This window comes from Pseudomonas sp. GM33, assembly GCF_000282295.1.
In the GTDB taxonomy this organism is placed as follows: Bacteria; Pseudomonadota; Gammaproteobacteria; order Pseudomonadales; family Pseudomonadaceae; genus Aquipseudomonas; species Aquipseudomonas laurylsulfatiphila.
Window position 1 is genome coordinate 1 of the sequence record NZ_AKJO01000103.1, and the last position, 12,979, is coordinate 12,979.

12 protein-coding genes are annotated in these 12,979 nt (G+C 58.8%); 9 read left to right on the plus strand and 3 right to left on the minus strand.

What is annotated here, in order from left to right; all coding sequences use genetic code 11:
• Nucleotides 1-29: 29 nt before the first annotated feature.
• Nucleotides 30-1,013, minus strand: a complete 984-nt coding sequence (tauA, locus tag PMI26_RS10210; RefSeq protein ID WP_443200850.1) for a taurine ABC transporter substrate-binding protein — start codon at nt 1,011-1,013, stop codon at nt 30-32.
• A gap of 369 nt (nt 1,014-1,382) precedes the next feature.
• Between tauA and PMI26_RS10205 the strand changes: the two genes are divergently transcribed.
• From PMI26_RS10205 to PMI26_RS10165, 9 genes are all read left to right on the plus strand, one after another.
• Nucleotides 1,383-2,714 (plus strand): OprD family porin, encoded by a 1,332-nt coding sequence (locus PMI26_RS10205; protein WP_007976337.1) that lies wholly within the window; start codon nt 1,383-1,385, stop codon nt 2,712-2,714.
• Between the two features lie 412 nt (nt 2,715-3,126).
• Complete coding sequence (locus PMI26_RS10200) at nt 3,127-4,467, plus strand: OprD family porin (RefSeq protein WP_007976339.1); 1,341 nt, start codon at nt 3,127-3,129, stop codon at nt 4,465-4,467.
• A gap of 291 nt (nt 4,468-4,758) precedes the next feature.
• Nucleotides 4,759-5,397 carry a peroxiredoxin gene (locus PMI26_RS10195; RefSeq protein WP_007976341.1) on the plus strand — a complete coding sequence of 213 codons (639 nt, stop codon included), beginning with the start codon at nt 4,759-4,761 and terminating at the stop codon, nt 5,395-5,397.
• Between the two features lie 257 nt (nt 5,398-5,654).
• Nucleotides 5,655-6,248, plus strand: coding sequence for an NADPH-dependent FMN reductase (gene ssuE, locus PMI26_RS10190; RefSeq protein ID WP_007976342.1), 594 nt, complete (start codon nt 5,655-5,657; stop codon nt 6,246-6,248).
• A gap of 105 nt (nt 6,249-6,353) precedes the next feature.
• Complete coding sequence (locus PMI26_RS10185; RefSeq protein ID WP_007976344.1) at nt 6,354-7,319, plus strand: sulfonate ABC transporter substrate-binding protein; 966 nt, start codon at nt 6,354-6,356, stop codon at nt 7,317-7,319.
• A gap of 25 nt (nt 7,320-7,344) precedes the next feature.
• Nucleotides 7,345-8,493 carry an FMNH2-dependent alkanesulfonate monooxygenase gene (ssuD, locus tag PMI26_RS10180; RefSeq protein WP_007976345.1) on the plus strand — a complete coding sequence of 383 codons (1,149 nt, stop codon included), beginning with the start codon at nt 7,345-7,347 and terminating at the stop codon, nt 8,491-8,493.
• Nucleotides 8,494-8,502: 9 nt separating this feature from the next.
• Entirely contained in the window at nt 8,503-9,285 is a 783-nt protein-coding gene (gene ssuC / locus PMI26_RS10175) for an aliphatic sulfonate ABC transporter permease SsuC (protein ID WP_007976348.1), read from the plus strand.
• A complete protein-coding gene (gene ssuB, locus PMI26_RS10170) occupies nt 9,282-10,088 on the plus strand; it encodes an aliphatic sulfonates ABC transporter ATP-binding protein (protein ID WP_007976350.1) in 807 nt (268 codons plus the stop codon). Before ssuC ends, ssuB begins: the two co-directional genes overlap by 4 nt.
• A gap of 33 nt (nt 10,089-10,121) precedes the next feature.
• On the plus strand, nt 10,122-10,337 hold the full coding sequence (locus PMI26_RS10165; protein WP_007967989.1) for a TOBE domain-containing protein: 216 nt from the start codon (nt 10,122-10,124) through the stop codon (nt 10,335-10,337).
• A gap of 177 nt (nt 10,338-10,514) precedes the next feature.
• On the opposite strand, the gene PMI26_RS10160 is transcribed toward PMI26_RS10165, so the two are convergent.
• Nucleotides 10,515-11,153 (minus strand): TetR/AcrR family transcriptional regulator, encoded by a 639-nt coding sequence (locus tag PMI26_RS10160; RefSeq protein ID WP_007976352.1) that lies wholly within the window; start codon nt 11,151-11,153, stop codon nt 10,515-10,517.
• A 226-nt stretch (nt 11,154-11,379) separates the two neighbouring features.
• The gene (locus PMI26_RS10155; protein ID WP_007976355.1) at nt 11,380-12,756 is read right to left on the minus strand and encodes a glutamine synthetase family protein; all 1,377 of its coding nucleotides are present in this window, start codon (nt 12,754-12,756) and stop codon (nt 11,380-11,382) included.
• Nucleotides 12,757-12,979: the final 223 nt, after the last annotated feature.

The following is a 12,979-nucleotide window of genomic DNA, read 5'->3' on the forward strand; positions in this document are numbered from 1 at the left end:
CCTGCGGCAGCTCCTACAGGAACCTTGTGTTACTTCTGGACAAACTTCGCGCTGACATACGGCGAATAATCCGGCAGCACCGTCTCCACCTTCCCTTGCTCCTTCAGGAATTTCGCCGTCTCGCCAATGGCCTTGGCCGTGCCGCCATCCAGCAGCGCGCTGCCCTGTTGCGCCTTGGCATCCGGGAATGCGGAACCGGCCAATAGCTCCGGCACATCGGCGGCGTTGGCACCGGTCAGTTTGGCGATTTTCTGGACGGGCACCGAATCAACGGTCCATTGGTCCTTATGGGCGGCATAGTCGGCGAACGAATCCAGAGTGACCTTGGCGAATTTGGCTACCACCTCTGGGTGCTTCTCTGCGTAATCCTTGCGCGCTACCCAGACTTCGAAGGTTGGCGCGCCCCATTGGCCGACCTGTGCAGCGTCGGTCAGGGTCTTGCCCGTCTTGCGGATTTCCCCCAGTGCAGGCGACCAGACAAACGCGCCATCAATATCACCACGCTTCCAGGCAGCGGCAATTTCTGCTGGCTGCAGGTTCACCACTTTGACTTTCGAGCCGTCCAGGCCCCAGTGCTTCAGCGCACCGAGCAGGCTGTAGTGGGAGGTTGAAACGAAAGGCGTGGCGATGGTCTTTCCGATCAGATCTTGCGGTTTTTCGATGCCGCTGCCGTTGCGCACCACCAGCGCTTCGGCGGCATTGATCTGGGCCGAGACGATGAACGCGACGATCGGCAGGTTGCGCGAAGCCGCAGCGGCCAGTGGACTGGAGCCGAGATTGCCGATTTGCACATCGCCCGACGCAATCGCCGTGACCACTTCCGGGCCGCTGTTGAAGCGCCGCCAGTCGATGGGCTGGCCGATGGTTTTTTCATAAAGACCATCGGCCTGGGGGACTTTGCTGGGGTCGATTCCGGTTTGATAACCGACGGTGAGGTTCGCCGCCTGAGCGGTGAGGGAAAATGCGAGCGATACACAAACTGTAACAATTGATCCGGATAGTGCGCGTTTGATCGTCATGGGGCCGCCTTTCGGTAAAGGATTTGTTTCCGAATTGCGTCAAAACTAAACGATCTAAAAAAGTAAAAATAAATACCGATTAGGAATTAGCTTATGGTCCAAACCCTCTATTCTGGGGTGATTGGCGATCGGGGAGCTAAATTCCTAAACGGTATTAGAAAAGAATCGGGTAATTCTTTTCAGGTTCATGACGAATTCATGACCCAGCAGGGACCAAAAAAACGGGGGTTAGACTATGGTCGTAGACACATATAGTTACGATTGACTTATGGGTCACGGTCTGGCGCTAATCGCGCATCTTAGGATTTCGGGCGTCGACTCGAGACCAGGAATACAAGAATTAGAAACGAGAGGAGCTGCACAATGAACAAGTCCACCTTGGCTTTGGCCGTGGCCGTAGGGGTAGTGGCGCAGCAGGCAGGCGCCGCAGGTTTCCTGGAAGACAGCAAGGCGTCCATCAGTTCCCGGACCATGTATTACAACAACGATAACCGTGAAGGCGGTGCGGATCAGAGAGAGTCCGCAGAAGGCCTGAAATTCGATTATCTGTCCGGTTTCACCCAAGGCACCGTCGGTTTCGGTATCGACGCCCAGGCACTGCTCGGTATCCACCTGGACGGCGGCAAGGGTCACCACCCAGACAACAACACCTTCTTCCCAAGCGATAGCGATGGTTCGGCCGTGTCCGAATGGAGCCGTGCAGCCGCTAACGTCAAGGCGCGCTTCTCGAAGACCGAAGCCCACCTGGGTGGCGCTCTGGCACCCAACTTGCCGATCCTGGTCGCGAACGACAGCCGTCTGCTGCCACAGACCTTTGACGGTGGCACCATCACTTCGAAAGAAATCGACAACGTGACCTTCAACGCAGGTCAGTTGGAGCATTCGGCAGGTCGCGCCTCTTCGAACTCCACCGGCCTGGCCGTGGCTGGCGGTACAGAGGGCAGCAACAAGTTCTACTACGGTGGTGCTGACTGGAAGGTCACCAAGGACCTGACCCTGCAGTACTACCACTCGAATCTGAAGGACTACTACAAGCAGGATTTCCTGGGCTTGATCCACGTGCTACCGATCAGCGCCAACCAGTCCTTCAAGACGGATATTCGTTACTTCGACAGCAGCTCCGACGGCAGGAACGGTGATCCGGGTTTCCGTTTCAACAACAACAACGGTTTTGCCAAGAACCCGGGCGAGGTCGATAACAAGACCTGGAGCGCCATGTTCACCTACACCCTGGGTGGCAACGCCTTCCTGCTCGGTCATCAGCGCGTCAGCGATGACGGTGGTTTTGTCTACCTGAACCAGGGCAACGTGGTCGATGGCAATGGCCGTCCGGAAGGGAATGGCGGCGCCAGCTTCTACCTGTTCACCGACTCCATGATCAACGGATTTGTTCGTGCCGGTGAAAACACCACTTTCGGCCAGTACTCCTATGACTTCGCAGCACTGGGTGTGCCGGGCCTGAAAACGTCGATCGCCTACCTGCACGGCGATGACATCAAGGCGACCAGCGGCAGTGGTCCTGACAGCTCCGAGTGGGAGCGCGACATGAGGATCGACTACACCATCCAGCAGGGTGCTCTCAAAGGTTTCGGCGTAACGCTGCGTAATGGCGTCTACCGTGGCAGTGAAGTCTCCAACAACCCTGACGTTGACCAGACTCGTGTGATCTTCAACTACACCTACAGCTTCCTGTAACAAGCCTTGTGAAAAAGCCTCGTCTGTTGACGGGGTTTTTTTTGAGCTGATTTTTATATTCCATAATGATCTTTATTGATTATTTATTATTCTTTTTAGTTTTTATTCATCCCGCTTAAAGTGCGTCTGTCCGACACTCATCCCTGAGCTCGGATTCGGCAATTTCGTCCCTCGACAATTGATCAGTTTCAGGAATCGGCCTTGCCGCCGATACCTCGGATCTGCCGTGGGAAGTCATATTCCACAGCGGTATTAAAAAATCCAAAGAAATTCTTTTTGGCTTTAAGGCCATGTATCCTGCGGCCCGCCAAACGACCGACCTAGACGGTTTGCCGCGAATTTATGCATTCAGGATCCCGGGCAATCGATTCGGGACCAGGAACATCAGAACTAGAAACGAGAGGAGCGAAACATGAACAAGTCCACCTTGGCCATGGCTGTGGCCGTCGGGGTATTGGCCCAGCAGGCAAACGCCGCGGGTTTCATCGAAGACAGCAAGGCAACGTTGGGGCTGCGTAACTTCTATATCAACACCGATTACCGCGACGGTACCGGTCCCAACAAAAACGAAGAGTGGGGCCAAGGCTTCGATCTGCGTTTCATCTCCGGTTACACCCAAGGCACCGTCGGTTTCGGTATCGATGCGATCGGCCTGTTGGGCGTCAAGCTGGATTCGGGTGGCGGTACCAACGGCGCCACGGCGACCTCTTACGGCGGCACGGTTTTCCCGAGCAAATCCAATGGCGAGGCGGTAGATGATTTCTCCAGCCTGGGCTTGACCGCCAAAGCCAAGGTTTCCCAGACTGAACTGAAGCTCGGCACCCTGCAGCCGAAAAACCCGGTGATCGTGACCAACGATGGTCGCCTGCTGCCGCAAACCTGGCAGGGTGGCCAGATCACTTCCGCCGAGATCAAGGACCTGTCGCTGGTCGGCGGTCAGATCGAAGCCGTAAAAGGCCGTAACTCCAGCAACAACGATCAAATGTCGATTTCCGGTGCGAACACTCGCGGTACCAAGTTCCGCGACAGCAACAAGTTCATCTATGCCGGCGGCGACTACAAGATCACCAAGGACCTGACGGCCCAGTACTACTACGGCAAGCTGGAAGAGTTCTACAAGCAGCACTTCCTGGGTCTGGTTCACAACTGGGCAATCGGCCCGGGCGTATTGAAGTCGGATTTCCGTTATTTCAACAGCTCTGATGATGGTGCCAACGGTCACGACCCGCTGTACTACACCACTGGCAACTACAACGCGCCAAACGGTAAAGGCAAGGTCGACAACAACCTGTACAGCGGCCTGTTCCTGTATTCGGTTGCCGGTCATACCTTCGGTGGCGGTTACCAGGTCAGCAACGGCAGCAGCGACTTCCCTTGGCTGAACCAGGGTGACGGTTCGTCGAACTACACCATCACCGATTCGCAAATCCAGAAGTTCGGCCGTGCCGGCGAGAAAACCTGGCAAGCACGTTACTCGTTCGACTTCGCCAAGGTCGGTGTGCCTGGCCTGACCGCGGGTCTGGTGTACCTGCACGGCGACAACATCGATACCGTCAACGCCAAGGGTGGCCAGGCGGCCAACGGTGCTTCCGAGTGGGAACGTGACCTGAGTGTTGCCTACGTGGTGCAGGAAGGTCCGTTGAAGAATCTGGGCCTGGCGTGGAAAAACGCTACCTGGCGCACCGACCTGCCGAACACCCGTTCGCAGGACGAAAACCGCTTGATCGTCAGCTACTCGATCCCGCTGTTGTAATAGCGCTCGCGTAACCGATGCAAAAAAGCCCCGCCCGGTATTGCACCGGGCGGGGCTTTTACATGTTCAGGACGGGTTCACCCCCGTAATCCCGTCCTGAAGTTCCCTCTTTGCAGCAACTCAAGGCCTTCTCGAACCTCGTGGCCGATCTTCGACGGGTTGTGCGTGCACGTCCAGTGAACAGATCTTTAATATTTCTTAATGATCTAAATAAATCGATATTTATTCTTTTTAATAGATAAAAAACACAGGCACAGTTGAACCCATCAAGCACTCACAAGGAGCAGCACCATGGGTCTCAGACTTGGCGATATCGCCCCCGATTTCGAACAGAACTCCAGCGCCGGCATCATCCGTTTCCATCAGTGGCTGGGCGATAGCTGGGGCGTGCTGTTTTCCCATCCGGCGGATTTCACGCCGGTATGCACCACCGAACTGGGTTTCACCGCCAGGCTCAAGGATGAGTTCGCGACCCGCGGTGTCAAGGCTATCGCACTGTCCGTGGACCCTGTGGAGTCGCATCACAGATGGATCGAGGACATCAACGAGACGCAGAGTACCGTGGTCAACTTTCCGATCCTGGATGACGCCGACCGCAAGGTCTCGGACCTCTACGACCTGATCCATCCCAACGCCAACGACACCCTGACCGTGCGTTCGCTGTTCGTGATCGATCCGAACAAAAAGGTCCGGTTGACGATTACCTACCCGGCGAGCACCGGGCGCAATTTCAATGAAATCCTGCGGGTGATCGACTCGCTGCAACTCACCGACAACTACAAGGTGGCCACGCCGGCCAACTGGCAGGACGGTGATGAAGTGGTGATCGTGCCGTCGCTCAAGGATGAAGAGGAAATCAAACAGCGTTTTCCCAAGGGCTATCGTGCCATCAAGCCTTACCTGCGCCTGACGCCGCAGCCGAACCGTTGAAGATCAAAAGATCGCCGCCAATCCCTGTAGGAGCTGCCGCAGGCTGCGATCTTTTCAAGATACCCACAGAGCAGGGGATTTCAGGCCGTTTCGACGGCCTTTTTTTTTGCCCGAATGAAGTCGATTTGTATATCTCTATAGTGAATAACCAAATGAATAAATATGATTTATGGATATATGAATCAGCTGTTAAGGTCACTCCATCGAAGCGAGATCGCAAACCGCGAATCGCCAACACCGCTCAAGGAATCGTCTGAATGTTGGTCGTCTCACTCGGAGGCAGTCCCAGTCAGCGCTCCCGTTCCGGGGTGCTGCTGGACCGCTCCAGGAGTTGGTTGCAAGAACAGGGCGTGGAGGTGGTGAGTTATCAGGTACGGGACTTCCCGGCCGAAGACTTGCTGCATGCACGCTTCGACAGCCCGAAGGTCATTGACCTGCTGCAACAGATTGAAAACGCCGATGGCCTGCTGATCGCTACGCCGGTGTACAAGGCTTCGTTCTCCGGCGCATTGAAAACCGTGCTGGATCTGCTGCCCGAACGCGCCCTGAGCCACAAGGTGGTTTTGCCGATGGCAACCGGTGGCAGTATCGCCCACATGCTGGCGGTGGACTACGCGCTCAAGCCGGTGCTGTCGGCGTTGAAAGCCCAGGAAATGCTCCACGGGATTTTCGCCGTCGACAGCCAGATCGCTTACGGCGAAGGCAGCGCCCTGGCGCAGTTGGCGCCGGAGCTGGAGCAACGGCTGAATGAATCGCTGGAGCTGTTTCTCAGCGCCATGGCACGACGGCCCAAGCCGCTCGATCCTAACCTGTTGAATGAACGTTTGTTGAGTGCTCGCTGGAGCATATGAGCTCCACTGAACATTAGCCCCACCGAAAATTGAAGTACTGGCCTTACTCGCCCGCCAACGGGCAAGCAGGTGCAGCCAAAACCCAACTGCAAAAAGGAGAGCGCCATGCGCCCTGTCATTTTGCGTCGTGGTCTGGTCGCTCTGTTTGCTGCGGCTGTCACCTTCGGCGCCATCACTCAAGCCCAGGCCGAGACGCTACGGATCGGCTATCAGAAATACGGCACCCTGGTGCTGCTCAAAGCCAAGGGCACCCTGGAAAAACGCCTCGCCGCCCAAGGCGTGGACGTGCAATGGACTGAATTCCCCGGTGGCCCGCAACTGCTTGAAGGCTTGAATGTCGGCTCCATCGACTTCGGCGTTACCGGCGAAACCCCTCCCGTGTTCGCCCAAGCGGCCGGCGCCGATCTGCTTTACGTTGCTTATGAACCACCAGCGCCGCACAGCGAGGCGATCCTGGTGCCGAAGGACTCGCCGATCAAGTCGGTGGCAGAGCTCAAGGGCAAGAAGGTCGTGCTCAACAAGGGCTCCAACGTGCACTACCTGCTGGTGCGTGCGCTGGAAGACGCCGGCCTCAAATACACCGACATCCAGACCGTCTTCCTGCCGCCGGCCGATGCCCGCGCTGCGTTCGAGCGTGGCAGTGTCGATGCCTGGGTCATCTGGGACCCGTACCAGGCCGCCGCCGAACAACAGTTGCAAGCGCGCACCCTGCGCGATGGCCAGGGCATCGTCGACAACCATCAGTTCTACCTGGCGACCAAACCCTACGCGCAAAAAAATCCCGAGGTGATCAAGACCCTGGTGGAAGAAGTGCGCGCAGTCGGCGACTGGTCCCGGGCCAATCCTGAAGACGTGACCCAGCAAGTCTCGCCACTGCTCGGCCTGTCGGCAGACATCACCCGCACTTCGGTGAAACGCCAGGGCTACGGCGCGTTGTTCCTGACCCCGGAAGTGGTCGCGGCGCAGCAGAAAATCGCCGACACCTTCTACCAGCTCAAGCTGATTCCAAAGCAATTGAGCATCAAAGACGTGATCTGGACGCCGCCGGCCGCCGTTGCGAAAGCCCAATAATTCGATCCCCCAAGGAGACCACTCCATGAGCCTCAATATCTTCTGGTTCCTGCCTACCCACGGCGACGGCCATTACCTTGGCACCGCCGAAGGCGCACGCGCCGTTGACCACGGCTACCTGCAACAAGTCGCGCAAGCGGCGGACCGACTGGGTTTCGGCGGCGTGCTGATTCCCACCGGGCGCTCCTGCGAAGATTCGTGGTTGGTGGCGGCGTCGCTGATTCCGGTGACCCAGCGCTTGAAGTTTCTGGTTGCCCTGCGCCCCGGGATCATTTCCCCGACGGTGGCGGCGCGTCAGGCCGCGACCCTGGATCGGCTGTCCGGCGGTCGTGCGCTGTTCAACCTGGTGACGGGCGGTGATCCGGAAGAGTTGGCCGGCGATGGTCTGTTCCTCAGCCACGAAGAACGCTACCAGGCTTCCGTGGAGTTCACCCGTATCTGGCGCCGCGTGCTGGAAGGTGAAACCGTTGATTACGACGGCCAGCACATCAGCGTGAAGGGCGCGAAACTGCTCTATCCACCGATCCAGCAGCCGCGCCCGCCGCTGTACTTCGGCGGCTCTTCGGATGCCGCGCAAGACCTGGCTGCCGAACAGGTGGAAATGGTTCTGACCTGGGGTGAGCCGCCGGCCGCCGTGGCGGAAAAAATCGAACAGGTCCGCGCCAAGGCCGCGAAGCTCGGGCGCACCGTGCGCTTCGGTATTCGCCTGCACGTGATTGTGCGTGAAACCAACGAAGAGGCCTGGAAAGCCGCGGATCGACTGATCTCCCATCTCGACGACGACACCATCGCTCGGGCCCAGGCATCGCTGGCGCGCTTCGATTCGGTCGGTCAGCAGCGCATGGCCGCATTGCATGGCGGCAACCGCGACAACCTGGAAGTCAGCCCGAACCTGTGGGCCGGTGTCGGCCTGGTGCGTGGCGGTGCCGGTACGGCGCTGGTGGGTGATGGCCCGACTGTGGCCGCCCGCGTGAAGGAGTACGCGGACCTCGGCATCGACACCTTTATTTTCTCCGGTTATCCCCACCTGGAAGAGTCGTACCGAGTCGCCGAACTGCTGTTCCCGCACCTCGATGTCGAGCGGCCTGAACTGCCGAAAAGTGCGGGCTACGTGAGTCCGTTCGGCGAGATGGTCGCCAACGACATTCTGCCCAAAGCCGCGTCCCAGAGCTGAGGCGCGGTCATGAAGAAAATCATCCACAGTCTCGCGCCCTGGGCGTTGCCGGTGTTGTTGCTGGCGGTGTGGCAGTTGAGTGTGTCGGCGGGCTGGTTGTCGACACGGATTCTGCCGGCGCCGGTTGCCGTGATCGAAGCTGGCGTGAGCCTGGTGCGCAGCGGCGAAATCTGGACGCACCTGGCGATCAGTGGCTGGCGTGCCGCGCTGGGCTTCACCATCGGTGGCGGCATCGGTTTGACCTTGGGTTTCATTACTGGCCTGTCGAAGTGGGGTGAGCGACTGCTCGACAGTTCGGTGCAGATGATCCGCAACGTGCCACACCTGGCGCTGATTCCGCTGGTGATCCTGTGGTTCGGCATCGACGAGTCGGCAAAAATTTTCCTGGTGGCGCTGGGCACGCTGTTCCCGATTTACCTCAACACCTATCACGGCATCCGCAACGTCGACCCGGCGCTGGTGGAGATGGCGCGCAGCTATGGCCTGACCGGCTTCAGCCTGTTCTGGCAGGTGATCCTGCCGGGGGCGCTGCCTTCGATTCTGGTTGGCGTGCGCTTTGCCCTGGGCTTCATGTGGCTGACGTTGATCGTCGCGGAAACCATCTCCGCCAGTTCCGGTATCGGTTATCTGGCGATGAATGCCCGGGAGTTCTTGCAGACCGACGTGGTGGTGCTGGCGATTCTGCTGTACGCGGTGCTCGGCAAACTGGCCGACCTCGCGGCCCGTGGACTTGAGCGTGTGTGGCTGCGCTGGCACCCGGCGTATCAGGTAGCCAAGGGAGGTGCGGCATGATCGCGGAACAACCTCCACGCCTGCTGCGCGGCATTCCGCTGGCGGTGCGCGAGCTGCAAAAAACCTTTGGCGCGCGGCAGGTGCTGCACGAGATCGACCTGCACATTCCGGCGGGCCAGTTTGTCGCCGTGGTGGGGCGTAGCGGTTGCGGCAAAAGCACCTTGCTGCGATTGCTCGCCGGCCTCGATCAGCCGACTGGCGGTGAATTGCTCGCCGGTGCCGCGCCATTGAGTGACGCGCGGGAAGATACGCGGCTGATGTTCCAGGAAGCGCGGTTGCTGCCGTGGAAAAAGATCATCGACAACGTCGGTCTGGGCCTCAAGGGCAACTGGCGGCCGCAAGCGCTTGAAGCCTTGGACGCGGTGGGCCTGGCCGACCGCGCCAACGAATGGCCGGCAGCGTTGTCCGGTGGACAGAAGCAACGCGTGGCGTTGGCCCGTGCGTTGATTCATCAGCCGCGCCTGCTGTTGCTCGACGAACCCCTGGGTGCGCTGGATGCCCTGACCCGAATTGAAATGCAGCAACTGATCGAACGGCTCTGGCAGCAGCACGGCTTCACGGTGTTGTTGGTGACCCATGACGTCAGTGAAGCGGTGGCGATTGCCGATCGGGTGATCCTGATCGAAGACGGTGAAGTCGGCCTCGACCTGCACGTGGAACTGCCGCGCCCTCGAGTGCGCGGCTCCCATCGGCTGGCGGCGCTGGAAACCGAAGTCCTCAATCGCGTGCTGGCGCTGCCCGGTCAGCCACCGGAGCCGGAACCTGTTTCACCCTTGCCTACGCAATTGCGCTGGGCTCAATAACTCAAGTCTTACCCAACGACAGGAATCAACATCATGACTATCAAGGCCATCAACGTTCGCAACCAGTTCAAAGGCTCCATCAAGGAAATCGTCCTCGGCGACGTGTTGTCGGAAATCGACGTGCAGACCGCTTCCGGCATCGTCACTTCGGTGATCACCACGCGCTCGGTGAAAGAGCTGGAACTGGCGGTGGGCAGTGAAGTGATCGCGTTTGTGAAATCCACTGAGGTGTCGATCGCCAAGTTGTAAGCCACATGCGTAAACAACAACCCCGAAGGGTTTGAGCCCTTCGGGGTTTTTTTGTGCGTGTGATTCATTGAGATCGGTGGCGCGGCCTTCGCGAGCAGGCTCGCTCCCACAGGGGAATGCATTTCAAATGTGGGAGCGAGCCTGCTCGCGAAGAGGCCAGTAAGGCCAATCAAGAAATCAGGATGGAATGCTGCGCTTGGGCAGATAGGGCGGCAGGTACAACCCCACATAAGCATCAAACACTCGCATCCCTTCCTCGGCCATGCGTGGCGTAATCTGCCCGTGCTGCTGCACCGAGCGCGCATACACCCGGTCGCCAAGCTCCATGGCCAGGGCGAACACGTCGACATCTCTCGGCAGCGTCGGCAGTTCGAAGTGGTGATCGAACAGCTTGTGCATCAACTCGCCCAGTTCGAGGTCGTGCTGGCGGTCGGCCTGGGTGACTTCGGTCAGGCCGTGCTGGGCCAGAATGAGTTGGCGGGCGGCGGCGTCCTCTGCATAGATGTCGAGCATGCGTTGTTCCACCAGCCGCGACAGATCGCGCCAGCTGCCGAGGGCGTGATGATCGATGGGTGCTTGCAGGCACGCGCGGAAGGCCGCATGGACGTCGGCGGTCAAGGCTTCGAGTAATGCCGGCACGCTGGCGAAGAAATGGTAGACCGAGGAGGGCGGAATCTCCGCGCGCTCGGCGACACTGTAGATCGACAGACTGGCCACGCCCTCGGCGGCCAACAGCGTGCGGGCCGCATCGAGTATCGAGTCGATCCGGGCCTGGCTGCGTGCGCGGGGTTTGCGGGGGGTGGCTACGCGTGTCATTGAAGTCTCCTGCGGGGCAGGGGGCATTGTACGAGTCGGGTTGTGTGTTGTCTGCCCGGACGCTTTCGCGGGCAAGCCCGCTCCCACAGGGATTGGTTTCGTACACCCGATTTGTGGTCGACAAAGAACCCTGTGGGAGCTGGCTTGCCAGCGATCCGCCGAAGGCGGCCATAAAAAAACGCCGCAGGCTGAGAGGCCGGCGGCGTTTCTTCACTACCGCAACCGCTTACACGGTATGCAGGTACCAGTTGTACTCGAGGTCGGAGATGGAGTGTTCGAACTCCTCCAGCTCGCTCTCTTTACAGGCCACGAAGATATCGATGTATTTCGGATCGATGTACTTGGCCATGACTTCGCTGTCGTCCAGCTCGCGCAGCGCATCACGCAGGTTGTTCGGCAGGCTTTGCTCGTTCTGCTCGTAGCTGTTGCCTTCGACCGGAGCGCCCGGCTCGACCTTGTTGACCAGGCCGTGGTGCACGCCTGCCAGGACCGAAGCCATCAGCAGGTACGGGTTGGCATCGGCGCCGGCCACTCGGTGTTCGATGCGCACGGCATCGGCAGAACCGGTGGGCACGCGAATCGCCACGGTACGGTTGTCCAGGCCCCAGCACGGCGAGTTCGGCACGTAGAACTGTGCGCCGAAACGACGGTAGGAGTTGACGTTCGGGCAGAGGAAAGCCATCTGCGCCGGTAGGGTCTCGAGCACACCGCCGATCGCGTGACGCAGTGCGGCGTTCTGCTCGGGATCCTCACTGGCAAAAATGTTCTTGCCGTCTTTGTCGAGAATCGAGATGTGGACGTGCAGACCATTACCCGCCTGGCCCGGGTAAGGCTTGGCCATGAAGGTGGTGTCCATTTCATGGTCGTAGGCGATGTTCTTGATCAGGCGCTTGAGCAGGACCGCGTAGTCGCAGGCCTTGATCGGATCGGCCACGTGGTGCAGGTTCACTTCGAACTGCGCCGGGGCACTTTCCTTGACGATGGCGTCAGCCGGAATGCCTTGCTCTTTGGCACCTTCCAGAATGTCCTGGAGGCAATCGACGTATTCGTCGAGGTCGTCGATCAGGTAGACCTGGGTCGAGTGCGGACGTTTGCCGGAAACCGGTGAGCGAGGTGGTTGCGGACGACCATTCACGTTCTCCTGGTCGATCAGGTAGAACTCCAGTTCGAACGCGGCGCAGATGGTCAGGCCCATTTCGTCGAACTTGCGCACCACGTTGGCCAGCACTTCACGCGGGTCGGCGAAGAAGGGTTCGCCTTCGAGTTCGTGCATGGTCATCAACAGTTGCGCGGTCGGGCGCTTCTGCCATGGCTCGTTGCACAGGGTATCGGGGATTGGATAGCAGATTCGGTCAGCATCACCGATGTCCAGGCCCAGGCCGGTGCTTTCCACCGTCGAGCCGTTGATATCCAGAGCAAATAGAGAGGCCGGCAGGTTGATGCCTTTCTCGTAAACCTTGTGGAGGCTGGTGCGTTCGATGCGCTTGCCGCGCACCACACCATTCATATCCGCAATCAGAAGGTCAACGTACAGAACCTCAGGATGTTCCTTAAGGAACGCGTTCGCTTCGTTAAGCTGAACGGCACGCGGGGGTACCGACATGATGCAACACCTTTGTTGTTAAAAATATCAATCATTGATCTTTTCTGGTTTCAGTCAACCCGAACGGCATGCCGAAGTCAAGCGAGGCCTTTTTTGCCCTAAAAAAGCACCCGTGTGGCTTTTTTGAGGCACTTTGGGGCGTTTTTATGCCCTTGGCCTCTATGGCGCCCGCAGGCTTGAGCGGGCCGTGTTGTATTTTTTACGGGGGTGTTGTGTAAAAAAA